At 40.5% G+C, this 22402-nt stretch carries 22 protein-coding genes and 2 tRNA genes; 9 read left to right on the top strand and 15 right to left on the bottom strand.

Annotated features, from left to right (window positions below; genetic code table 11):
- Positions 1 to 231: 231 nt before the first annotated feature.
- From FHW88_RS19455 to FHW88_RS19440, 4 genes are all read right to left on the bottom strand, one after another.
- Positions 232 to 1122 carry a BT_3987 domain-containing protein gene (locus FHW88_RS19455; protein ID WP_176627575.1) on the bottom strand — a complete coding sequence of 297 codons (891 nt, stop codon included), beginning with the start codon at positions 1120 to 1122 and terminating at the stop codon, positions 232 to 234.
- Positions 1123 to 1144: 22 nt separating this feature from the next.
- Positions 1145 to 2578 (bottom strand): SusD/RagB family nutrient-binding outer membrane lipoprotein, encoded by a 1434-nt coding sequence (locus tag FHW88_RS19450; RefSeq protein WP_176627574.1) that lies wholly within the window; start codon positions 2576 to 2578, stop codon positions 1145 to 1147.
- Positions 2579 to 2605: 27 nt separating this feature from the next.
- Positions 2606 to 5845, bottom strand: coding sequence for a SusC/RagA family TonB-linked outer membrane protein (locus FHW88_RS19445; RefSeq protein WP_176627573.1), 3240 nt, complete (start codon positions 5843 to 5845; stop codon positions 2606 to 2608).
- 736 nt (positions 5846 to 6581) lie between these two features.
- Positions 6582 to 7001 carry a hypothetical protein gene (locus FHW88_RS19440; RefSeq protein WP_176627572.1) on the bottom strand — a complete coding sequence of 140 codons (420 nt, stop codon included), beginning with the start codon at positions 6999 to 7001 and terminating at the stop codon, positions 6582 to 6584.
- 208 nt (positions 7002 to 7209) lie between these two features.
- Between FHW88_RS19440 and FHW88_RS19435 the strand changes: the two genes are divergently transcribed.
- Complete coding sequence (locus FHW88_RS19435) at positions 7210 to 7851, top strand: response regulator transcription factor (RefSeq protein WP_176627571.1); 642 nt, start codon at positions 7210 to 7212, stop codon at positions 7849 to 7851.
- Here the strand turns inward: FHW88_RS19435 and FHW88_RS19430 are convergent.
- Complete coding sequence (locus FHW88_RS19430; protein WP_139159964.1) at positions 7846 to 9618, bottom strand: sensor histidine kinase; 1773 nt, start codon at positions 9616 to 9618, stop codon at positions 7846 to 7848. The genes FHW88_RS19435 and FHW88_RS19430 overlap by 6 nt on opposite strands.
- Positions 9619 to 9708: 90 nt before the next feature.
- Complete coding sequence (locus tag FHW88_RS19425) at positions 9709 to 9906, bottom strand: hypothetical protein (protein ID WP_090526723.1); 198 nt, start codon at positions 9904 to 9906, stop codon at positions 9709 to 9711.
- 542 nt (positions 9907 to 10448) lie between these two features.
- Here FHW88_RS19425 and FHW88_RS19420 point away from each other — a divergent pair.
- Both FHW88_RS19420 and FHW88_RS19415 read left to right on the top strand, forming a co-directional pair.
- Positions 10449 to 11051, top strand: coding sequence for a hypothetical protein (locus FHW88_RS19420; RefSeq protein ID WP_176627570.1), 603 nt, complete (start codon positions 10449 to 10451; stop codon positions 11049 to 11051).
- A gap of 49 nt (positions 11052 to 11100) precedes the next feature.
- A complete protein-coding gene (locus tag FHW88_RS19415; protein WP_176627569.1) occupies positions 11101 to 11901 on the top strand; it encodes a hypothetical protein in 801 nt (266 codons plus the stop codon).
- Between the two features lie 151 nt (positions 11902 to 12052).
- Here FHW88_RS19415 and FHW88_RS19410 read toward each other — a convergent pair whose 3' ends face one another.
- Positions 12053 to 13147, bottom strand: a complete 1095-nt coding sequence (locus tag FHW88_RS19410) for a hypothetical protein (protein ID WP_176627568.1) — start codon at positions 13145 to 13147, stop codon at positions 12053 to 12055.
- Between the two features lie 175 nt (positions 13148 to 13322).
- The gene (locus FHW88_RS19405) at positions 13323 to 13811 is read right to left on the bottom strand and encodes an Lrp/AsnC family transcriptional regulator (protein ID WP_176627567.1); all 489 of its coding nucleotides are present in this window, start codon (positions 13809 to 13811) and stop codon (positions 13323 to 13325) included.
- Between the two features lie 125 nt (positions 13812 to 13936).
- Here FHW88_RS19405 and FHW88_RS19400 point away from each other — a divergent pair, with 125 nt between their 5' ends.
- On the top strand, positions 13937 to 15328 hold the full coding sequence (locus tag FHW88_RS19400; protein ID WP_090526733.1) for an MFS transporter: 1392 nt from the start codon (positions 13937 to 13939) through the stop codon (positions 15326 to 15328).
- On the opposite strand, the gene FHW88_RS19395 is transcribed toward FHW88_RS19400, so the two are convergent.
- From FHW88_RS19395 to FHW88_RS19380, 4 genes are all read right to left on the bottom strand, one after another.
- On the bottom strand, positions 15323 to 15859 hold the full coding sequence (locus FHW88_RS19395) for a DinB family protein (protein ID WP_090526735.1): 537 nt from the start codon (positions 15857 to 15859) through the stop codon (positions 15323 to 15325). The genes FHW88_RS19400 and FHW88_RS19395 overlap by 6 nt on opposite strands.
- A gap of 107 nt (positions 15860 to 15966) precedes the next feature.
- Positions 15967 to 16380, bottom strand: coding sequence for a VOC family protein (locus FHW88_RS19390; protein WP_090526737.1), 414 nt, complete (start codon positions 16378 to 16380; stop codon positions 15967 to 15969).
- A gap of 49 nt (positions 16381 to 16429) precedes the next feature.
- Positions 16430 to 16867, bottom strand: a complete 438-nt coding sequence (locus FHW88_RS19385) for a helix-turn-helix domain-containing protein (RefSeq protein WP_176627566.1) — start codon at positions 16865 to 16867, stop codon at positions 16430 to 16432.
- Positions 16868 to 16907: 40 nt separating this feature from the next.
- On the bottom strand, positions 16908 to 18110 hold the full coding sequence (locus tag FHW88_RS19380) for an NAD(P)/FAD-dependent oxidoreductase (protein ID WP_176627565.1): 1203 nt from the start codon (positions 18108 to 18110) through the stop codon (positions 16908 to 16910).
- Positions 18111 to 18335: 225 nt separating this feature from the next.
- Between FHW88_RS19380 and FHW88_RS19375 the strand changes: the two genes are divergently transcribed.
- The 4 genes from FHW88_RS19375 to FHW88_RS19360 all read left to right on the top strand — a co-directional run bounded on the left by FHW88_RS19375 (position 18336) and on the right by FHW88_RS19360 (position 20098).
- Positions 18336 to 18409 (top strand) — tRNA-Pro (locus FHW88_RS19375).
- 100 nt (positions 18410 to 18509) lie between these two features.
- A tRNA-Pro gene (locus tag FHW88_RS19370) sits at positions 18510 to 18583 on the top strand.
- A 239-nt stretch (positions 18584 to 18822) separates the two neighbouring features.
- Complete coding sequence (locus tag FHW88_RS19365; protein ID WP_176627564.1) at positions 18823 to 19695, top strand: alpha/beta fold hydrolase; 873 nt, start codon at positions 18823 to 18825, stop codon at positions 19693 to 19695.
- A gap of 208 nt (positions 19696 to 19903) precedes the next feature.
- Positions 19904 to 20098, top strand: a complete 195-nt coding sequence (locus tag FHW88_RS19360; RefSeq protein ID WP_090526743.1) for a hypothetical protein — start codon at positions 19904 to 19906, stop codon at positions 20096 to 20098.
- 16 nt (positions 20099 to 20114) lie between these two features.
- On the opposite strand, the gene FHW88_RS19355 is transcribed toward FHW88_RS19360, so the two are convergent.
- On the bottom strand, positions 20115 to 20483 hold the full coding sequence (locus tag FHW88_RS19355) for a hypothetical protein (RefSeq protein ID WP_176627563.1): 369 nt from the start codon (positions 20481 to 20483) through the stop codon (positions 20115 to 20117).
- A 310-nt stretch (positions 20484 to 20793) separates the two neighbouring features.
- Between FHW88_RS19355 and FHW88_RS19350 the strand changes: the two genes are divergently transcribed.
- Positions 20794 to 21699 carry a VOC family protein gene (locus FHW88_RS19350; protein WP_176627562.1) on the top strand — a complete coding sequence of 302 codons (906 nt, stop codon included), beginning with the start codon at positions 20794 to 20796 and terminating at the stop codon, positions 21697 to 21699.
- A gap of 20 nt (positions 21700 to 21719) precedes the next feature.
- Here the strand turns inward: FHW88_RS19350 and FHW88_RS19345 are convergent, their stop codons facing one another.
- Together FHW88_RS19345 and FHW88_RS19340 are read right to left on the bottom strand one after the other, a co-directional pair.
- Positions 21720 to 21938, bottom strand: a complete 219-nt coding sequence (locus FHW88_RS19345) for a VOC family protein (RefSeq protein WP_176627561.1) — start codon at positions 21936 to 21938, stop codon at positions 21720 to 21722.
- A 6-nt stretch (positions 21939 to 21944) separates the two neighbouring features.
- Complete coding sequence (locus tag FHW88_RS19340) at positions 21945 to 22340, bottom strand: cupin domain-containing protein (protein ID WP_176627560.1); 396 nt, start codon at positions 22338 to 22340, stop codon at positions 21945 to 21947.
- Between the last annotated feature and the right edge of the window lie 62 nt (positions 22341 to 22402).

Genomic DNA, 22402 nt, shown 5'->3' with positions numbered 1-22402 from the left:
ATAGGGAAAACCGTACACGAGCTTACTGTGTACGGTTTCTTGTTGTAACTATTAACTAAAAGAACGAAGCTGCAGTTAAAAGTGTTGGTGTTTTATAATAATTATTAAAACCCCAATTCAATACGGATTTGTTTAGTTTAATAAGGTCAGTATGTCATCAATTATGTGATGTAACAGGATATAAAAAGAGCCGCATTATGCAATGCAAAACGGCTCTTTTTTGATTTTTTATTATTTGTGTTTGATAGTTTCTTCAACAACACGGTCGCCCGTACCGGCTGGATATCTGTAATTCAATATAAAGCTTTTAGTGGCAGGGTCGTAAGTACTTTTCTTTCCGGCAACAGGTAATAACGGTTGGGTTGCACTAACATTACCAGAAACAGTTACCTCATTTGTAGCTTCATTTACGGTCAGGGTCATTGATCCGCCGATATCACCAATTTCTGTGCTTACGGCTGTAGCACCAGCTGTAGTAAGGGTTTTATCCCTGTCTATTGCGCGGTCGCCGTTTACAGGATGGTGGAAGATTCCGGTTGAGTGATATTCCCCGTCATACTTGTTCTTAATAGCAAAGAAAGCATATAAAGTGTCTTTGCTTTCAGCATGTACGGTTAAACCGGCAGCGTCACTGATTATATAAGCAAGCGCATATTTTTTGGTCAGATCAAACTTACTTCCATCCAATTTGATAGTGAAATAGTTCTGGAAATCCCCGGGAGCAAATTTAGCATTAAGGTTTCCTGAAGTTCCGGCAGTAACTTTGGTGCTGCTTATTGTATACAGACTTGTTGGCAGTAACTCATACTCGGTGCCATTATCATCGTTGTATTTAGTGATTGCATCGGGGATTGATTTCAAAACCACAGTTTGATCTTTTTGCAAATCCGCCGTGCTTTTTGCATCGCGTTTGATCGAAAATACATCAACGGTCTTAATGTTGGTAAACGGATCAAAGAAGTGGGATTGTTCAAGTCCGTCAGGGAATCCGATGAACGACTTGCCATTGTCCATAGCCTGCCCTGTAACCTTGTCGGCAACAGTTTCTTTCCGGCAGCCTGAAAAAGCGATTGCAGATGCGATACAGGCAAGAAGTAAATATTTTGAAATGTTCTTTTTCATCTTGTGTGTTAATTTTAATTAATTATTTAACGTCCCACCAAACACGTGAATCCTGAGTGTCACCTCCTGATAATCTTGCTACCGCGGCGTTTACACTTGCACTGTTTGTACTGTATTCAGTTGTAGAATACACGAATCGGCGAACAATTTGCTTGGAAGCGTTTGTTGCATCAGGGGCAGGAGTAAGTTTCGGATAGTCTGATTTTCGCCATATATTCCAAGCCATATGGCCATCAGGATAACTTGCCACCCAACGTTGAATTGACAGGTTTTTGATATTGTCGATGCTCGGACCAGCTGTTATCTTAAACTGACTTTCGAAAGATTCAGGAACACTACCAACGCCCCACTGCGCAAACGATTCGGTTAAACCCTTGTGGAAATCGTCGCTAACGCTTTCACTGACCCAGCCTAAATTAGCTGCTTCAGCTCTTGCTAACCACGTTTCAGCTGCGCTGATCAATACAACGGTTCCGGTTTCAAGCCTGAAGTCACCACGCAATACACGCGCCCATTTTGGGTTAGCATCGGTAAATGCGGTTACCGCTAAGCGTGCTAAACCATAAGGTACTCCAACACTTGATGTATTAAGATTACCTGGTTGTTCGCTTTCGCCTCCAAACGCCGCCTGACGGGCATCGTTTGTACTTGCTGTGTAATCAGTTAGTGTTTTTGATTCAGCAAAATCTTTTCTGCCGTTATACAGGTTCCACCAAGGACTTTTGTATGAACTTCCCGGATATTTAATTACGAAGTTTTGATCTTTACCGATTATAACTCCCGATGCAACGGCCTCTTTCGCGGCCGCTGAAGCTAAACTTGCTACACTTGAAACTTTCGACATCTGAACGGCAATGAGTAATTTGAGTGAATTTGCCATTCTTTTCCATGAGGCTACATCGCCACCATAGATCAAGTCGCCTGATATAGGTGATGAATCAAACGAGTTTATAGCAGTTGTTAAAGTGGTGAGCATGCCTTTGTAAATATCCTCTTGGGTATCATATTTGGGCAATATGTTCGCTGAACCCTGTAATGCTTCACTGTAAGGTACATCTCCCCATGAATCAGTAACAACCCAAAAGATGTATTGCTGAAGGATCTTAGCTACGTTTACCATGTTTTTATTAGGGTTTAACCTAACAATGATCTGCAGGTTATTTAAGTTACCTCCATAGTTGCCGGTAAATGAGTTTTGTGGTAAATTATAAAGAGAGGTACCAGAATATTGCGTTTCGGTAAAATACTGTGCATATTGACCGCCGCTGATGGCTTCTGTTCCGGTGGAGGCGTACCCCCCAAGTCCTGCTTCCACAGCCGATAATAGAGCCGATGGAATTGGTGTTACTGTTGCTCCGGGGTTGTTATTAACATCACCGAAGTCTTTAATTTTATTACAGCCGGCACCTAAGAAAATAAGCGCGCTTGATATGGTATATAAATATATCTTTTTCATTTTTTTTCTCTCTGATATCCGTTAATCTTAGAATGTTACTCTCAGGTTAAAACCAATGCCCCTCGTGCCGGGGTATTGCGCTGTTTCACCTTCTGTTGCGGTAATCTCTGAAGGATCGAAATCTTTAGATTTTGCGTACATCAGCCATAAGTTGCGGCCGGTTAGTTCAAATCTTGCAGACTGCAACGCTTTACCTAAACCCCATTTTTTGATAGGAAGGTTGTAACCAAACGCTATCTCACGAAGTTTAATAAAAGTAAGGTCATAGATATACGGGTCGTAAGTTTTGTTGTTGGTTAAGCCCTGGTAATATGCTTTCGCGTCAACATAGTATGTAACCGGATTGTTGTTAGCATCAACACCGCTAACTTTAACACCGCCACCGTCAGCAACAGGGTCACGTACCGATAAGCCCTTATCATTAAGCGCTGCGGTATTGGCAGTTAAACCGCTGTACTGGCCCCACCTGTTTGAAAGGGACACGAATTTACCGCCAAACTGATAGTCGATATTAACATTAAGGACAAAATCTTTAAATAGGCTAAATGAGTTTTGCAAACCGCCTGTATATTTTGGTAGCGCGCTTCCGAAATACACGTTAGGATCGTTTATATACATGCCTGACGAAGTAAGGATTGGAACTCCCTTAGAATTACGTTTGATACCGTTACCATAGATTTGTCCCCACCATTTACCCTTTTGATTGATGAGCAAAGGCATGTCTGAACCCCAAACACCTGCAACATTTACCCGGTTAACGCCATATTTATCACTGATCTCTACTACCGTATTATCTATCAGCTGAGCGAAATTTGCATTAATAGTCCAACTGAAATTTGGTAGTTTTATAGGGGTACCGCCTGCCATTAATTCAAGGCCTTTTCTCTTGATCGAACCTACGTTGGTTTGAATGAATGATACGCCGCTGGCAGCATTTACACTTAGAGAAGTAGGAAAATCCTTGTCTTTTGCCGCATAATAGGTAGCCCCTAAGTTCAGCCTGTCGTTAAAAAAGCCAAGGTTAAAGCCAACTTCAGTTGTTTCTGTTGTGCTTCCATGTAAGTTTGGATCAACAAAGTTATTTGGCCCGGCTTCTAAAAGGTAGCCATTGAATTTACTGCCTGCTACGTTATAAACAGTGTTATTTACGTAAGCGCCAAATGTTTCAGTACCATTACTTAAGGCACGCGGGATCTGGCCCCATGATGCCCTTACCTTACCAAAGCTTAACCAGTCTTTAAATTCGGGAAGCAATTCGCTGAACACAAATGAACTACCGAATGATTTTGATAATACAGAGTTGGCGCCGTTGGCTGAAGATAAGGTAGAATACCAGTCGTTACGTAATGTTCCGTCAACATATACTATTGCTTTGTAACCCAGCGAAACTTTGCCAAATAAAGCGCGGTATTGTTCCTGCGTACGGCCGTTACCGTATGCGATAGGATCTACCGAGTTTGATAAAGTATAAAGATCCGGCACACTTAGCCCATTTTGGGTACTGCCCGAAACATCTTTATAACTCCAATTATAGATATCTGAACCTGCATTTGCGTTAATGTGAAAATCTTTTATCTGCTTATTATAGCTTAGTAAGGTTTCGTAGTTTTCGCGGTTTGAATATGTGTTGGAAGTGCCATAAGCGGCTTTTTGACCGGTTTGGGTACCACTGGCCTGAATTTCTGAAGAGATCCTTCCTTCGTTCCAGGTATTGGTTTGGTTACGGCGGTAGGTAACTTTAAAACTCAGGTCTTTTATGATGTTATACTGGAAATAGATAAGTCCGTAGAAACGGTCACGCTGATTGAGGTTTTGCCATTGTTTTTGCCATAAATATGGGTTATACCAATAGTTGCCGGCATAAAACTGCGATGGGTTTGAAGCATCGTAAGAATTAGGGTTTTGGTGATTCCAGCTTACATAGGTTCCATCAGGTGATTTCAGGTCCTGTAATTCTTTCATGATGCCCATATCCAAATCACGGTGGAACCAGGAGTTAAATGATCCGCTGGTCGCGCTTGCATAAGCGTCACTGATCTGGCCATTTAGCTGTGTGCCTACAAAATTAATATTTGCGCCTACACTAAAATGTTTGTTAAGGTCATAGTTAACATTTAAGTTAAATATGTTTTTAGTTAGCTTGGTCTCAGGCACTATACCGCGTACATTTTGGTTATTGTATGACATCCTGATGTTGTAGTCATCCCCAGCTTTGCTAAATGCAATACTATTGTTCAAGCTTACACCGGTTTGAAAGAAGTCTTTCGCATTATCTGGTTGTGGTAGCCATTTCGCGGTTTTGAACGAGTATTTGGTGCCGGCTGCCCATGCATACCATGGAATATATTCCTGACCAACCATTTTGGGGCCCCAACTGCTATCATCTGTATAGTCCGGATAGTATTTACCATCTAACGCTTTCCAGCCCTCCGGATCGCCATCTTTCCAGTGATACTGGATAAAATCGGCAGATGCACCACCTCCATAAGTGTTTTGGTAGTTAGGCATGATGTAAGCCTTGTCAAAGTTGGCTCCTATGTTAACTTCCAGTCCAATGCCACGACCTTTTTTTCCTTTCTTGGTGGTCATAACGATAGCGCCAAATGCTCCCTGTGAACCAAATTGTGCTGAAGCGGCAGGACCTTCCAGTACGCTCACCGATTCCATATCATCAGGGTTAAGATCATCTGAGTTAGGTAAAATAGTGCCGTCAACTACATAAAGCGGATTGTTACCGCTCCCAAAACCAACAGCACCGCGTAGTCTAATATTGGTACTACGGCCCAGGGCGGCAGCTGATTGACTGCGAACTTGTATACCGGCTACTTTACCAGCTAAGGCATTGTTAATGTTGGGCTGCCTAATAGTGTTCAATTCTTCGGACTTTACAACTTGCGCCGCATATGATGCAGAACGTGATGATTGCTTTGTTCCGTAAGCACCAGAGATAACAACCTCTGATAATTTGTTAGCGCTGCTTGATAATTTTACATCTAAGGGAGCCGAACCTATTTCAACAGTTTGAGATGTAAAACCAATAAAGCTAAAGCCTAAAGATTTTGCAGAGGCAGGAACAGATAAAGAAAATTTACCATCTGCATTTGTTTGTGTACCGAGCGTGGTACCTACAACTCTTACGGACACGCCTGGCAGCGGTAGTCCATCGTCTTTTGAAGTTACCCGGCCGGTAACCGTTTTGTTTTGTGCATGTACCACACTAATAAATAGCATGAACAAACACCAGCTTGCGAGTAGGAGTTTTTTCATTGTTAAAAAATCAGTTTTAGTTAATATCCAAAACTACAATTTTTGTAATAAAATGAAAAAAAAGTTAAAAAAATTTTAAAGTTTTTTGCATATATTAAAATATTTATAAAAAAATTGATAAAACGTTAATGCAAAATAAGTGAAATGTGGTTTTTTTTGAATTCTTCATATGAAATTCATATAAAATCTATATGAATTTTAATTTTTGAGGCGGCTGCCACGATGTTTATGGAAAATGACGTGAAATATTACTTTATAAAGTCAATATTAATGAGATATGTAAGTAATAATTGAAAAAGCGTGTTCTTTTTTTTAATTTAAAAACTAAATATACATTTGAGAAAAACGTTTTAGTTTACTTTTTAAAAATAATAATATTTTTTGTAAAAAGAAAGTGACAAATGGCTGAATATTAAAAAAATAATTGGTGAAAGCTTTTGCTTGTAATACCCGAATTGCCTTTGTGGATATTTAATTAATTGACTGTTAGGTTTTTAGTGATTTTGTATTCTGTATATATTATTATTTTTTGTCGGATTCTGTTTTTAAATAAAATGTTTTAAAAGGAATTTAATTGTCAAACTGTGATAGCAAGGTATTTTGATTGTACCCCAATTAATCGAATTTTTGTGGTTTACTAAAAATGGGGGCGGCACTTAGCACTTCAATGCAGCTTAATTACTTCATTAATTGTCAGGTAGCAAATATCCGTTGCCATGAAGTTGTCATCTGCCGGTTATGCAACCTTAAAGGATTGTTTGTAATAGTTGCAGGCAGGAGCAAAGAAGCTTAAATTGCATTGTGAGCAAAAAGCGTCTGCGACATTTGTATCTTTTTCAGTATTTGATTGCATAGTTGGGTTAGGCTTTGGTTGTAATACTGTTGTCCCGTTAAAATTTGAAGGATAGACGAGCCTGGCTGTTGATGATGTCGCTAATGCATCTGTTTGAGGTTCATATTCACTAACAGGTAATTGAGGGGATATCCCCGAAACAAAGTGAGGGGCTTTGTTATATTTAAGTAGCCGGTACTCTCTTCGGTCTGGAAGTTTGCTCTGAGGCCTTGGTAAAACTATCCCGTTGTCATAAGATTTATCCTGCAATAATGCGATTATACAAATCAGCATTATTATAAATGTGCTAATAAAGTATTCCATCACTTTTTCTGTTAATAGATTTCGGTATATATTGGATACAGTAACCGGGTAAGCGTAATTCATATAAATAAGATGTGCGATGGCTTTTCATTTATTTAAGTTTGTTTCGGTAGAACAATTTTATGAACAGAGGCTGGGATGCACAATACAAATCAGTTGGTATTTTATGAAATAAAGATAAAATATAGATTTACAGTGAATTTATTATATGGAAAGCACCGTGGAAAAATTATCAGTAATAATAGCAGATGACCATACTTTATTTATAAACGGTTTACACATGTTGTTGCAGGGAGAGCCGGATATAGAGGTAATAAGTATTGCAGCAAACGGTAAGGAGTTATTGCATTTGTTACACACCAAAACGCCCAATCTGGTATTGCTTGATATCAATATGCCGGGTATGAACGGGTTTGACGTACTTAAGCGCATAAAGGACTACTATCCTAAAATTAAGGTAATCATGCTTTCTACATACAATGAGGAGCACCTGATTGAAAAAGCAAAAGCTGAAGGAGCTAACGGCTACTTGTTCAAAAATGCCGAAAAGGCGGAACTATTACAGGTAATGCGCTCCGTAGCGCAAGGGCAACTGTGTTTTCCCTGCAAGCAGCCGGTTGTTAATTCCATGCCTAATGAACCAGATCCTTTTTTAAAGCAGTTCCAGCTTACTAAGCGGGAAACTGAACTTTTACAATTTATAAAACAGAATTTTACCAACCAGCAAATGGCCGATCATCTTCACTTAAGTATTTATACTGTTGAAACACACCGTAAAAATATTATGCAAAAGCTTAATCTGAAAAATCCGGTTGAGCTTAACCGGTTTATCATGCAATATAACTTATAAAGGTTTATTGGTGAGTGGGATATAAATAGAAACAAGTGTGCCCCTGTTAGGATGCGAATCAAATTCAACCATGCCTTTTAAAAAATTTATCCGCGACATTAGATTGTTTAAGCCCATGCCTTTAAAAATATCAGGATTGGTTGCGTCAAAACCTATGCCATTATCTTCAATAGTGAGGCTGATGTTTTCATCACTTCTTATAAGTGAAATGTCAACCCTGTCGGCATGAGCGTGCTTCATTACATTGTTTACACTTTCCTGTAATACCCGGTATAAAATGATCTCGATGGTATCGTCAAACGGCGAATCAAATCCCTGGCAAAAAAAGTTTATTGCAATATTATTGTTCTTGATATTCTCAATAAATTGTTTAATTACTTGTGCTAACCCTGTTTTATGAAGTGTCCAGGGCATCATATTGTGTGATATCGTTCTTACCTCTTTAAATCCATAATCAACAAGGTTAATTGCTTTTTCAAAACGGGTTCTTTGCTCTTCATTTATGAAAGCTAATTCACTGCCTATAACTGACAGGTTTATTTTTGCCGCCGATATTATTTGGCTCACACTATCATGTAAATCCCTGGCAATTCTTTGCCTTTCACTTTCTTCAGCTGCAATTATAGCCTGCATAGCCATATTGCGCTGTTTTAGCTTGTTTTGTTTATAGTAAAAAAAGCCTGTAAAGAACATTAAAAGTATAAAAACACAGATACCCGCCATCCAGTAATTACGCTTTGTTATTTCAAATTGTTGTTGCAGTACCTGATCTTCACGTTGTTTTATTTCGTATTTTGCCTGTAGTTCATCAATGGTGCTGTTGCCTGAGGTTTTAATTGCTGCATGCCTTTTTAAGTAAATCAGCGATTGCTTATAGTCGCCCAATTGCTCATACAAATCAGCTATTTCATTTGTGGCGCTTCTTTGCATATCTGCATAATTTATTTGTGTGGCAAACTGAAGGCTGTTTTTTAATGCATCGAGAGATTGTAGATATAACCGTTTGTTTTTATACAATACGCCAAGGTTAAAATAGTTAATTGAAAGCGCAAGGGTATCATTTAATGATTTTTTGACATCGATGATTTTTAAAATTTCCTGCTCTGAATCGTTTGGTTTAATACTTCCCATAACATCCCCCATAAATTTATGGCTGTAGGCTTCAGAGGTGTTTTCATTTGTTTGCCGGGCAAGGTTTAAAGAGTCGTTTATGTCGAAAGCCTGCCTGGAGTAATTTAAGGCCTCCCGGTAATTGTTTTTTGCCTCATATAACGTTGCGGCCAGGTTTAAAGCTTCTATCAATTCTGTACGGTCGCCGGTTTTTGGGGCATACGAAATTGCCAGCATGCAAAATTCAAGCGCTTTTTTATGATTTTTTAATTTTACATACGCTTTCGCTAACCTGTAGTAACCATCGGTTAAAATGTACTGTTGATTTATTTTGTTGAGTGCAACCGCGGCAAGGTTGTAATAATATGATGCGGAATCATATTGGTTAGTTTGGAAATAAGCTTCTCCTAAAGTTTGCGATAGTAAAGTAATTGCTTTTTTATTGTTTAGCTTATGTGCAAGGTTCAATCCTTCTTTTGCAACTATAATGATTTTAGTCGGATTTTTTTCAGCCGGATAGTTGGCAATCTGAGTAGCGGCGGTTAAGCGTTTTTGTATGGGTGATTTGCTGAAAACAACCTTTTCTAAACTGTCAATATTTTGACCGCAACACGGAATTACCGCCAAAATAAGCAGAAAAAACAAAGGGTATTTCATGTCCGGGTTTTTGGTCCCGGTTAAAGATAGCAATTTGATATTTATCAGCAAAAGCCGTTGGGCTTGGGGTTGTTACCGGTTAATGTGTTTTTAAAATCTGGAGATGAATATTATTAAAGCAGATAATACGGCTAACACGAAAAACATAATTTGCCGTTGCCTGGCACTGATAATGTTGGGTATTTTGCCTGTTCCCTGCAATTTGTCGAGCTTAAATTTATACATAGCCGATAATCCCATAAAAGTTAGGGAAACAAAGCCCGCGAGGTAATTTAAAGTACTTTCCATGGTTTTTTTAATTTAGATGAAACGCGATGAATTAATTTGGTCAAAACCATTATGGCTTTGTTTTATATTATTTCACCATCGTGCTTGACAGTACAATTTTATGGAGAGGCCGAAATTCACACAATACAAAGCAGTTGGTATTTTGGAGTAACACCATAAAGCTTATTTTTACAGATGAAATATTGGAGGTAAGTATATCATGTAGAAACACTATTTAGTATTATACAGATAGCATATATTGGAAAGCCGTGTGCCGTAATCGATAAAAAGGATTAACTTTAATAATGATTTTGCAATATAATTCTAACCTATACCTAAAATCATTATTGCTCATTAACAATCAATAAAAATTAAATTAATAAGCTATTATTCACCAAATAAAACTGACTGACTGTATTGAAAGCAATCGCTTTCTGCATAAAGATAATTAAATGGAAATGTCATACATCGTCCAAAAAAAGAAGAGAAACCGGCGACTCAACAGCTTAATGCCATGCTTTATTTGTTGGTTATTAGTTGCCTGGGGGGGCTTAAGTAATACTATGGCCCAGAGCCGCAATAATCAGTCGGACTGGAACGTGCCGCCGCCATTAACGCCTGGTACAATTACCAAAGGAAACACTCAAGGCAATGGTTCAGCGGGTAAGCCGATTGTACTTACGCTTACGGATATCCCGGTAGTTGCTCAGCCCTTTGTTTCAGCAACTCAAATGCCTGTGCTGGCTGCAGTTGGCTCAACACCGCCTGTGGTTGATGCACCCGACCAACCCGATGTTAATGGTTCAACTGCGGGGTTACCTGAAATTCCATCGCCTGAAGCGCCCGAGGCTCCGCATTTGCCAAAGCAAACAATGCAGGACCTTCAGTTTTCAGCTGTTATGGACCTCCCTTTGCCAGAATCGCCGGAATTGCCGCCAGCGCCTGTTGAGCCAACCGTATCAGGCCAGGTAAATATTATAAAAGGCCCCATTCCGATAATGCCCGATATAACAAGTTCGGTACCGCTTTTACAGCCTTCCGAAAATCTTACACCCTGGTCTATCCCGGAAATTCCCGAAAGCGAGAGCTTTAAAATGATATCGCCCGCGGGAACGAAGGATGATAAGTTAAAAGGCAAACCCCAATCAAGCAGGAAAAAACACTAACTGTGACATAATGTCAAATTATTAAAGGCATTATAACAAGAATACCAAAATGAAAAGTACTCCAATTGAGTTAAAACATATATTTGTTATAATATTAGCTTTTGCGAGCGGTGTTACCTATGCCCAGGGCAGATTTAAACAGGGAGATGAGTTTCAAAGGCAGGTAAATACAAAGTCAAATTGTGTTTTACAGCGCGGCAGCCAAACTTTACGTGTTGGTTCGGTTTCAATAGTTGTTAAAACCTACAAGGTAACCGATGCTTCTGAAAAGGGGGCCTCTTTTACTATTACTACTGATAAGCTTATCGATACCATAAATGCAATGAACCAAAACCTGGTATATAACTCAGGTAAACCTGCCGACCCAAATTCTGTTATCCAGGTTGGTTTGCAAAAGATGTTCAATAATCAATCGATAGTTTCAGTAAACAACAAAGGCGAGGTCCTGAATTTAAAACGGCCGGTTGTTGCCAATGATACACTTTTATCCTTTGCCGGTATCCAGCCCGAACGGCTGTCGCCAGGGACCACACTACAGTTAATGGTTGATTTTCCTGTTAACATCACACTAAAAAAGGGCTATTCATGGAAGGTTACTAGTTCATCGGCCGAAACCAACTATACAGTTTATGCTATAAGCAGCACAACTACTGTTGTTACCTATAAAACTTCGGTTTTAGGCGGTAGCTTAAATAGCCGGATAAACGGATCAATACTCATAGATAACAACACCGGGGTTATTTTAAAACGCTATTCGCAAAGCGTTTCTACCGGCTATGAAATGGTAAATGGAATAGTTTACACTGCCACCCGCCGTACTGCTGTTACTGAGATCTGTAATAAAAAATAGACTTTTATCTCCCTTTGATTTATTTAAAAAGCACCGGTGTAAATTTGTAGCACATTGAAAAAGTCATCTCGTGACAGGGGATAAAAAAAGGAGTTGAAATTATGAGGGTAGGGTTTTTGAAGATAATGGTATCGACCTTAAGCATTAATGTTTAGTTGTTTTTTAACCCGATCTGGTGGTTGCCATAATCGGTTAGGTATTCATTACTGATGAAAAAATCGAGACTGAAAATGGTACGGTAATCACCTGTATTATTGGGATTTTGCACTTCTGTTAGGTTTCCGGTGCTTGATGTTGTATAAGTATAAACAAAGCCCTTGTTGGTAGTTATAGTTACGGTCGAATTTGCAGGGAGGCTGCCTACTGAATTGGTTGCCAGCCTGTCTTCAATTACAGTAGTTGATGGAGTTCCGGTATCAAACAAAATCTGTCCGGAGATGGTCTTGCCATTGTAAGTAATAGTTGCAGGGATATTAGGTGAGTATCCTCCGCTGTTTGAATAGGAAAGCGGGTGCATGATGAATCCAGATGATGAAAGATCGCTGTTGCTTAAGCCGATAGTTAACAGATTGCTTACATAAGTTCCACTGGTAGAAAATAAGCTTTTGTTTAACGTGGCCAGCTTAAACCCGCTTGTAAGGCCGGTGCCGGTGCTAAAGGATCTTAACGGGCTTTGAATCAGGTTGGTTACATAGCTTGTGCCGGGGCCAACACCAAAAACATCGCTGGCATGGGCTGATAATTGCGCACCGGTTTCATCAACTATTTTGTAGTATAAAAAAAATGGCACCCTTTTTAATGTAAGGTTGCCCTGTGCGTCGCCGATGGTGATATTGGCGTAAGCTAAATTGCCGTATTCTTTTGTGGAGCTTAACTGGTCGCCAAAGCTTATTGTGCCCTTGGTATTAGTAACCGTAATACCGTTCACAACCACCGAATCCCCGGTAAACTGGATACCTGAAGATGTGATCATTGATGCAGGCAGGATACCTGCGGCATCAAGCGTCATGCCCGATGAACCCGTATCAAACACGGTATAATAAGTCACTGCTTTTGTGCCTACCAGCGTAATGGGTAAAAAGATCCGTTTGTTTACCCCGCTGGCGTATTCATATAAACCAAGAGTAACAGGACTAACTTGTGTTTGAGGCGCTGCGGTTTTATCTTTTTTACAGGAAAAAAAGGCAACCGTTATTAATAAACAACCAATAATTTTGGAAGTGAAAAGTAAATGTTTTGCAGTCATATATGTCTGTATATAAACCCGGTTGGTAATAATTACGATAAAAGTGCCGTTTTAGTTGACCTTAAAATTAAGATAACAATTTGATATACCGGGTTAATGAATCGATAAAACTGGGTGTTGAACCGATTAATTATCCGGACATATAAACGGACGGAGAACGCTGCTATTGTGTAAGTTAAAGCAAATGATTGGTTTCTTTGATAATATCCATTACAAAAGTGCTTTTTGAGTGGCCAATACCCTTTACTTCGCTTAGTTTATTTACAAAAAACGAATGGTAACTATCCATACTTTCAGAAACAATTTTGAGCATAAAATCAAAATCGCCCGATATGTTATAGCATTCTATCACTTCATTAAATTCAAGTACAGCATTAATAAAATCAGCACCTGCTTTGCGGCTATGTTCGCGTAGGGTTACCATGCAAATAACCATGATGCGTTTGTTCAGCATCCGCTTATCTAAAATGGCGGTATAGCTTTTAATAACCCCCGCTTTTTCGAGTCGTTTAATGCGTTCATGCGCGGGCGTAGGGCTTAGGTTGATCTTAACGGCAATTTCCCGCACAGTAAGCTTGGCATTCCGTTCAACCAGCCGTAATATTTCGTAATCTTTTTCATCAAGCTGGATGCCGGCTTTTTCTTGTTCTGTTTGTGGGGCCATAACGGTGTGTTAATTGGGCGTTTGTTCTTTTAAAGCGCTTTAATTTTTAATTATGTTCCAAAATTATAATAAATAATATTGTTAATTTCTATTAACATAGTTTTGAAAGGACAAAAATCAAAATTATGGCACAAAAAAAGAACAAAGTCCTGATCATAGCCTCTATGGCCATATTTGTCGAAGCGCTTGACATCGCCATCATTAACCTCACCATTCCGGCAATACAAAAGCAGTTTGTGGTCACTAACGACCAAGTTCAATGGCTTCAAACGCTCTATGTGCTATTGTACGGTGGTTTCCTGATTATAGGAGGGAAGCTGTCTGATGTTGCCGGACCAAAGAAGGTCTTTATTACCGGTGCGGTATTATTCCTGGTAACTTCATTAGGTGCCGGCTTATCAGGTACTTTTGTGTTTCTTAGTTTATCGAGGGCTGTACAAGGCTTGGCAGCAGCGTTGATCATGCCATCAGCACTTTCCATAGTAACGCATACTTTTACCGAAGAACTGGAGCGGAGCAAGGCTATCGGGATCTTTAGCTCATTCGCGGCGGTTGGTTCAGGAAGCGGTCTTTCCATTGGCGGAATCATCAGCACTTACTTAGGCTGGCATTGGGTGTTTTTGATCAACGTGCCAATACTGGTTTTTATTATTGTTATAGGCTGGCTGTCCCTGGCTAATGACGCTCCTGAACAAAAGCAGCCATCCCCCGATTTGTTTTCGGGTATTTTATTGGTGATAGGTTTGCTGATGCTTAGTTATGGTGTGCACCAGCTTGCAGATATCAAACAACAATATACTTTTATTATGCTTTGTGCTATAGGCGTGGTTATTTGCATGAGGCTCTTATATGTCCGTTTAACCCGGAGTGCAAATCCGCTGATCGATCTTTCGGTTTTTAAAGCGTCATCAGTTATTACCGCAAATGGCGTATTCATTTTATTAGGCGCATTTTTTACCGGTTACCTTTTCATTATATCTCAATTATTGCAAAAAGATATGCATTACACCGCAGCACGGTCAGGCTTGTTACTGGTACCTTTTAGTTTTTTATCAGCTATTGTGGCTAAGTTTATGCTACCCGGCATCATGAAACGGTTAACAACCGAACAAACAGGATTGTTGGGTATGAGTTGTATGTTAACCGGGGGACTGGTTTTAATTTGCGCGGTATTTACAGGTTACTCTCTCGCTTTACTGCTGTTATCCGCTGCTTTTATATCCGGTTTAGGTATGACCATCTGTTTTACAAGCTTGTCGGTACTTGCTGTAAAAAACATCCCCAAACAACACTACGGGTTGGCATCAAGCCTGGGTACTACCGCTTACTTTTTAGGTGCCGGAGTAGGTTTGTCTATACTCACACTTTTTATGCAAACAAGCGATGAAGGCGCTTCCGTGAGCACTTTATCGCTTGTTATACTTAGTATGTATGCTTTAATCGGTTTGCTATGGCTCATTATTTACGTTGTAAATTCGGTAGCCAGGAACATGCAGGTATCATTAAATGAATCATAAAGACTGCCCGACGTTTTTTAACTGGTGAATGTGCTTTTGAGTATGATAGCAAATAAGATAGAGCCATTCTAACCGGGTAAGCTCACCAAAAAAAGGAACTACCAGATCAGTACTAATGGCATAAAGATCTTTGGAGTTAATTATTTCTCTAACCTGGATGATAACTGTTTGTAATAATTCGATAAGCTCAGATTTATTGTGAGGCCCGTCTGATGGCAATATGTTTGGTGCTGATTTGAATTTAGCCTCAAAATCAAGAAACAGGTCTTTTATCATTTTGACTTTTTCGGCCGGATCTCTTTCTGCTGGTTTGTCGGAGCCGGTAAGTACCGGAACAAGTTGTAAAGCCGATTTAAAAACATGTTCCGCTATCTGTCCGGCTGTCCATCCGCCGTGGGGTGGTATAATATTAATTTGTTGCTCATTGAATAAAGCAATGGTTGATAAAAGGTTGCTGGCAGTATCCTCAAATACTGCCAGTAAGTTAATACGTGCATCGGTTTGGAGGGTGGTGGTTATTTGATTTTCCATGATGTTTTGAAGATTGATTAATACAAATCTCCATGCAAAATCAAAATTTACACCTTGTCGTTTGTGCCATAATTGGGGTGGTTTTGCGCCATCGTATGTGCAGGCGTTTATCTTTTCTTTTCACCCAATGAAAACCAATTACCCGAGTCGTCTTTGAATAAGGCTTCAAAGCCGTAAAACTCTTTAGTGGGGGCTTTAGTAAACTCAACGCCTTTCGCTTTTAACTCTTCGTAAGTAGCTATAAGGTCGTTGCATTCAAAAACCCCGAACCCAAAGGTGCCGCGCTGTACCAATTCGCGCATTTGATGTGCCGACTGTGCGTCGAACATCATTCCCTCCGTTACAGCCATGAGTGATATTTCCAATTCGGGCTGCCCGGGAGGACATACAGTAAGCCAGCGCATTCCCGGCCCCATGGCAGCATCTGTATTTACGGTAAAGCCTAATTTGTTTACATAAAAATCATAAGCGCTGTTCTGGTCAAGTACAAATACGCTTACATGGTTTAATTTGGTTATCATGTTAATGTTGTTTGATAAACCAAAAGTCGTTATCAAAAAAGAACCGGGCTTATTGAAAATTGCGATTTCGCAGCCATTCTTTTTCCCGGGCAAAGCAACCGGGTATAAATTTGAGGGGCGATTGCTGCATCTCCGCCTGCCGTTTAAGTTCTGTTTGCTGGTAGTTTGCAGGAGAACGGGAGGTGATCTTTTTAAATAAAGCAGAAAATGAAGTAACACTGTCAAAACCTACAGCATAACAAACATTAGCAATGGGAAGGCCTTTTTTTAATTGCAGCCGGGCGTTTTCAACCCGCACCTGGATGAGGTATTGGTGTGGTGTTTTACCATAGATGTTTTTAAACAACCTGATGAAATGATATTTGGAAAAATAGGCCTCGTCGGCAATATCGTTCAGGTCGATCGGTTCATGATAGTTTTTATCAATGAACAACTTAGCCTGTACAAGCCTGCGGTAGAGGTATATTTTGGGTAATTGATTGGTCATTTCAGGTATAAATATCGGCTTTTTATTATTTGAAAACGCGCTACCTGTTAAAACCGAACAATTGAACATGTTCGTTCTTTCTCTCCATGATAAGATCATGGAGAATTTCGGCAGCTATTACGCTAAAAGTGATACCATTACCTCCAAAGCCAAGCGCAAAATAAGTGTCTGGTCTTTCGGGGATACAGCCAATATAAGGCAAGCCATCTTTCGTGTTGGCAAAAGCACCAGCCCACCTAAAATCAGCTTTTAACGGGATGTGCGGCATTTTTTTGAGAAAAGCCTGCTGTAACATGTCCGTCTTTCGTTTAATAACAGAAGGCTGTATATGCGGATGATGAAAAGGGTCATCGCGGCCCCCAACCAGGATGCGGTTTTCACTTACAGCCCTAAAGTACATGTAGGGTACAGCAGTTTCCCAAATCAAACTGTTCTTATACCAAAAACGTACATCGGGCAAAGGCTCCGAAACCAGTGCGTAAGTTGAGTTAATTTCGGCTATTTTTTTAGGGACATATTTTAAACTTTCGTAACCACATGCAATAATCAACTTTTTAGCTTTGATAACTGAGCCGTTGCCGGTTTGCAGCGTTATGCCTTGTTTATGATGCTCAATGGCTTTAATATCGGTATTGCTGTATACTTTATGACCGGCTTTGGCAAAATTTGCAAGTAAAGCATGGGTAAGCAGATATGCATCAACCTCCCCGCCATCTGCAGAGAAAATAGCCCCGGAAGCCTTAAACCCGAATTTCTGTTCAATTTCATCAGCTTCGAGCCATTGTACCTCAAAGCCATGCTTTTTACGGAAGTTATATTCCTGATTTAGTGAATTTGTATGTGTTTTGAAGCTGGCATACTGCAAACTTGGCCTCAAGCTAAAATCAAAGGCGGGTTTAAGCGATTTACATAAATCAGCAATGTCATAAATAGCTTTGCGGCAAAGTTGATAGCTTGTTACGGCATTTGCTTCGCCAACCAGGTGTTTTAAAGATGTAAGGGGCGTATCAATTTCATATTGCAGGAACGCAGTGCTGGCCGCGGTACTGCCCATACCAACGTGGCGCTTATCAAAAACAGCTATACTTAAACCCGAGTTGCGGAGCTGCCAGGCTGTTAAAGCGGCGCTGATGCCGGCCCCAATAATGGCCACATCCAGCTTCAAATCTTTTTGAAGAGAAGGGTAGGAGGCAATTATGCCATTTTTTATTAGCCAGTAAGGCTGTTGTTCATATAAATTCATGGATTTGAACAGCTATAGCATAACAACATGCAATCCTTTTTTAAGTTTTTTGGAGGGAAATCAAGTGTAATAACAGGGTTATTCAGTATTTTGAGAAACCATAAAGAATTTAATTTAAGGCAATATTTTGTTAATGAGCAGATTATAGGCAGGCTTGCAAAATCTTTCAAAAAAAATTTTGCAACTTAATTTAAAATCATACTTTTGCACACCCAATCAGGGAGACGGGATGTAGCGTAGCCCGGTATCGCGCCACATTTGGGATGTGGAGGCCGCAGGTTCGAATCCTGCCATCCCGACTAAAGCGATACCAAGTATCAAAACCCTCTAAATTGAATTTTAGAGGGTTTTCTTTTCTGATTGGCGAAATAGTATGCCAGCGCAGGCTGAATAAAAAAACGGGATGTAGCGTAGCCCGGTATCGCGCCACATTTGGGATGTGGAGGCCGCAGGTTCGAATCCTGCCATCCCGACAGAAAGCGATATCAAGTATCAAACCCTCTAAATTACAATTTTAGAGGGTTTTCTTTTTACAGATTCATGTTTACTTGCTTCCATGCTTGATCTTCTTTAACGGGGAGCAGGCAGAATCATTTCCTCGCTTACAAGCATATTTTGTCGCAATTGTCCCCTAAGTAGTCGTTTTTGTACGCTATCAAACCCTGAAATGAGTTCCATCTTTGTATTGTTAATAAAATCAAACTTAACCGCCATGAAAAATTTACTCCAAGCACTTAACCCTCTTAAATCAATACTGTTAATTGTAATTATGTTTGCAACATCACGATCAAATGGACAACAAATCAAGCCTTCCAACGGTGGCTACGCGCCTGTGAACGGTATCAAAGTTTATTATGAGGTATATGGCGAGGGTAAACCGCTCATTTTACTACATGGTGCTTTTATGACAATTGAAGGAAACTGGGCCGAATTGATCCCTGAACTATCAAAAAACAGGAAAGTAATTGCCATTGAATTACAGGGACACGGGCATACACCGTTTTCGGATAGAAAGTTATCATATGCTACCTTAGCTAATGATGTGGAAGGAGTTATGGACTACCTGAAAATTGACAGTGCCGACGTAGCAGGGTATAGTATGGGTGGCTCTGTGGCTTACAAGTTTGCTTTACAAAGCCCTAAACGGTTAAAAAAATTAGTGATCATTTCTTCTACTTATAAAAGTAGCGGATGGCTGCCTGAAATAACCAATGTTTTCAAATCCTGGAAGCCCGGGCTTTTTATGAATACTCCTATGAAAACCGCATACGATGCAATAGCACCAGATAAAACAAAATGGACAAAGTTTATAGGGCAGATGATCGCTTTCGCGCAGGAGCCGTTCGACTTCGGTGATGACAATATTTCGAAAATTTCTGCTCCGGTATTGATCATAGCCGGTGATAACGATGGGCTGGACAAAATTGAATTGGCAAAAACATATAGATTATTAGGCGGCGGCGTTTCTGCTGATTTAGCACCAATGCCAAAATCGCAATTGGCCATTGTCCCTTCGCAAGGACATGTAAGCCTGATGATGCAGACAACAACGGTGTTGACCTACTTGAACAATTTTTTAAAGTAAGCTGATGCAAATGCATGCTAACAGAAAAGCGTTATCAGAATTTAACTTTTAATCAGGCCGCTTCTCTCGTAAGAATATTATTCGCAAGTATTTGAAAGAGTAGTTCGAATGATCTTTTGAAGAAATGCTTTGAACTTCTTGCCGCTCAATCAACACTTTTTGCAATCAAATCTTCATCGTAATTGTTGTTACCTAAAAAGGAGGAAGCATGCCCTGGTATAACGGAGACTACCCGCCATCTTACAAAAATCAACCTCCCAAATTGCGGGAAAAGGCGGTAGAAATTGCCAATGAAATTTTGAAGGAAAGCGGCGATGAAGGCATTGCCATAGCCACAGGTTTAAAAAAGGCACGGGAATATTTTAAAGATCATCCCGAAGAAGCTGATGCTGACAACGATTAAATTGTTAAGGAGGCTATTAAAACATCGCTGTGCTTTTAGACGTTACTTTCCCGATCCTTTTATTCCTGCGCAAAACAAGTTCGCACAGCTGTATTGCCGAACTCTCAAAATCATCGTGGCTGTCACTAAGCAGGAGCCAGGCCGTATCAAAGCCCTCGTCTAATACAAAATCAGTGATGGCCGGTATTTCCCCTTTGAGGCTGGCATGATTTTCCCGCCTGGTAGAGATCCAAATACCGTTATGCTGCGGATTTTTACTAACCTTTCGGAAGATCAGCACAATCTTTTTATCGAAATAGATATAGAACATGCCTACCGCCGGCTTGATGATTATACCTGTCGGTAGGTAATCGAGCAGGAAGTCAAATGGCACGGGTTTTTTCATGGTTTTTCAATGAATGTGCAATATAATATACCCTGATGAAAATAGAGGGCTTTTCATTTGGTTTTACAGACCGACGGTGAACGAACTCATGTCATAATATGCCGCTTAAATGTCACTAATGCACCTTGTCTGTCCATGAAAAACCAATTAGTTTTGAGGTATTGAATAAGAAAAATCAGAACAGATTAGGATCTTGAGTTCTTATTCCCGATAAAGGCTGCAAGGTGAAGCCTTAACCGGCGGTGCTGCCTGTAAAAACAATTAACGCTTACAATTTTTTATTATATATCACCACTAAAATCATTTACCCATGTTACCCATCAAACCACACATCTGGTTCGACCAGGATAAAGCCCGGGAAGCTGCCGAGTTCTATGCAACTTTAATGCCTGATTCGGCTTTAAACTATGTTAATCATTTCCCAATGCCCGGCGGGGAGTGCGAAATAGTTGAATTTACCTTTGCCGGCCAGCCATTCCTGGGCATCAGCGCCGGGGATGGATTAAAGATCAGTCCCTCTATTTCTTTTATGATCAATTTTGATCCGTCGCGTGATCCAGATGCCGCAGGGCGTATTGACGAAGTTTGGAGCAAACTATCAGAAAGCGGAAAGATAATGATGCCGCTCGACCGCTATCCTTTCAGCGAGCGTTACGGTTGGGTAAGCGATAAATATGGTGTGTCATGGCAACTGATACTGACCAATCCGGCAGGTGAGGAAAGACCAGTGATCGTTCCGTCGCTGATGTATACGGACTTGGTGGCCGGTAAAGCTAATGAAGCCATCGACTTTTATTGTTCTGTGTTTAAAGATGGTAAACGAGGCATTACTGCCCCGCGCCCCGAGGATATAGGGCCTGATAAAGCCGGCACGCTTATGTTTGCCGATTTTCATATCGACCAAACCTGGCTGGCAGCGATGGACAGCGCGCATCCACACGGTTTTAGTTTTAACGACGCGGTGTCGCTATTGATCCCTTGTGAAACACAGGAAGAGATCGATTATTATTGGTCAGCGCTTTCAGCTGATGGCAAACCCGGCCAATGCGGTTGGCTGAAGGACAAATATGGCGTGTCCTGGCAGGTTGCATCAACAGTTATGTTAAAAACACTGAAAAACGGCAGCCCCGAACAAATTGCACGCGTTACGCAGGCTTTTATGACGATGAAGAAAGTTGACGTCGCAGCCCTACAGCAGGCCTCTGATAGCCGTTGACCCATGTTGGCGTGATACCACTATTTAGTTGTTAATTTACCCAATTTGGCATATTCCACATCATTAGGTTCCCATAGTTCAATTTTGTTGCCCTCGGGGTCCATCAGATGTACAAAGTTGCCGTAACTGGCTTTCTCTACTGAATCGGTCGGCAGGATGCCGGCCGATTTGAGATTGGAATCATGAATCGACGCATCTGCAGCTTCAGTACCGTATGCTTTTACTGTTGTTGTTTTCATAATCGTTTATTTTGAATATTGATCATCACTTACTTTCTCCAGCCAGGTAACCACCTCGCCGTTAACGCCTTCCTGAATGGCTATATGACTCATAGCTTTACCCGGCGATGCACCATGCCAGTGTTTCTCGTTTGGTTCAAACCAAACTACATCACCCGGCCCTATATCTTCGATCGGCCCACCTTCGCGTTGTACCCGGCCAAGACCGGAAATAACAATAAGTGTTTGACCTGCCGGGTGAGTGTGCCAGGCTGTTCTGGCGGCAGGCTCAAAGGTGACCAACGCACCCGCGCCTTTGGTAGCTTCTTTTTTTGCAAACAGGGGATCTATACGCACGGCGCCGGTAAACCAAGCTTCCGGACCTTTTACTGATGCTTGCGCACCGTTTTTAATTATTTCCATAATAAATAGATTGAGAGAGTTTATATGGTTTTGACATCAATGACATAATGTAGTGTATTTTT

The sequence above is a fragment of the Mucilaginibacter sp. SG538B genome (assembly GCF_013376065.1).
Lineage (GTDB): Bacteria > Bacteroidota > Bacteroidia > Sphingobacteriales > Sphingobacteriaceae > Mucilaginibacter > Mucilaginibacter rubeus.
The sequence above is the reverse complement of the archived record's forward strand: the minus strand, read 5'-3'. Positions and strand labels throughout refer to the sequence as shown.

Excerpts from the sequence above, each read along its gene's own strand:
- FHW88_RS19455 (WP_176627575.1), bottom strand. The coding sequence starts at position 1,122 with ATGAAAAAGAACATTTCAAAATATTTACTTCTTGCCTGTATCGCATCT.
- FHW88_RS19450 (WP_176627574.1), bottom strand. The coding sequence starts at position 2,578 with ATGAAAAAGATATATTTATATACCATATCAAGCGCGCTTATTTTCTTA.
- FHW88_RS19445 (WP_176627573.1), bottom strand. The coding sequence starts at position 5,845 with ATGAAAAAACTCCTACTCGCAAGCTGGTGTTTGTTCATGCTATTTATT.
- FHW88_RS19440 (WP_176627572.1), bottom strand. The coding sequence starts at position 7,001 with ATGGAATACTTTATTAGCACATTTATAATAATGCTGATTTGTATAATC.
- FHW88_RS19435 (WP_176627571.1), top strand. The coding sequence starts at position 7,210 with ATGGAAAGCACCGTGGAAAAATTATCAGTAATAATAGCAGATGACCAT.
- FHW88_RS19430 (WP_139159964.1), bottom strand. The coding sequence starts at position 9,618 with ATGAAATACCCTTTGTTTTTTCTGCTTATTTTGGCGGTAATTCCGTGT.
- FHW88_RS19425 (WP_090526723.1), bottom strand. The coding sequence starts at position 9,906 with ATGGAAAGTACTTTAAATTACCTCGCGGGCTTTGTTTCCCTAACTTTT.
- FHW88_RS19420 (WP_176627570.1), top strand. The coding sequence starts at position 10,449 with ATGGCCCAGAGCCGCAATAATCAGTCGGACTGGAACGTGCCGCCGCCA.
- FHW88_RS19415 (WP_176627569.1), top strand. The coding sequence starts at position 11,101 with ATGAAAAGTACTCCAATTGAGTTAAAACATATATTTGTTATAATATTA.
- FHW88_RS19410 (WP_176627568.1), bottom strand. The coding sequence starts at position 13,147 with ATGACTGCAAAACATTTACTTTTCACTTCCAAAATTATTGGTTGTTTA.
- FHW88_RS19405 (WP_176627567.1), bottom strand. The coding sequence starts at position 13,811 with ATGGCCCCACAAACAGAACAAGAAAAAGCCGGCATCCAGCTTGATGAA.
- FHW88_RS19400 (WP_090526733.1), top strand. The coding sequence starts at position 13,937 with ATGGCACAAAAAAAGAACAAAGTCCTGATCATAGCCTCTATGGCCATA.
- FHW88_RS19395 (WP_090526735.1), bottom strand. The coding sequence starts at position 15,859 with ATGGAAAATCAAATAACCACCACCCTCCAAACCGATGCACGTATTAAC.
- FHW88_RS19390 (WP_090526737.1), bottom strand. The coding sequence starts at position 16,380 with ATGATAACCAAATTAAACCATGTAAGCGTATTTGTACTTGACCAGAAC.
- FHW88_RS19385 (WP_176627566.1), bottom strand. The coding sequence starts at position 16,867 with ATGACCAATCAATTACCCAAAATATACCTCTACCGCAGGCTTGTACAG.
- FHW88_RS19380 (WP_176627565.1), bottom strand. The coding sequence starts at position 18,110 with ATGAATTTATATGAACAACAGCCTTACTGGCTAATAAAAAATGGCATA.
- FHW88_RS19365 (WP_176627564.1), top strand. The coding sequence starts at position 18,823 with ATGAAAAATTTACTCCAAGCACTTAACCCTCTTAAATCAATACTGTTA.
- FHW88_RS19360 (WP_090526743.1), top strand. The coding sequence starts at position 19,904 with ATGCCCTGGTATAACGGAGACTACCCGCCATCTTACAAAAATCAACCT.
- FHW88_RS19355 (WP_176627563.1), bottom strand. The coding sequence starts at position 20,483 with ATGAAAAAACCCGTGCCATTTGACTTCCTGCTCGATTACCTACCGACA.
- FHW88_RS19350 (WP_176627562.1), top strand. The coding sequence starts at position 20,794 with ATGTTACCCATCAAACCACACATCTGGTTCGACCAGGATAAAGCCCGG.
- FHW88_RS19345 (WP_176627561.1), bottom strand. The coding sequence starts at position 21,938 with ATGAAAACAACAACAGTAAAAGCATACGGTACTGAAGCTGCAGATGCG.
- FHW88_RS19340 (WP_176627560.1), bottom strand. The coding sequence starts at position 22,340 with ATGGAAATAATTAAAAACGGTGCGCAAGCATCAGTAAAAGGTCCGGAA.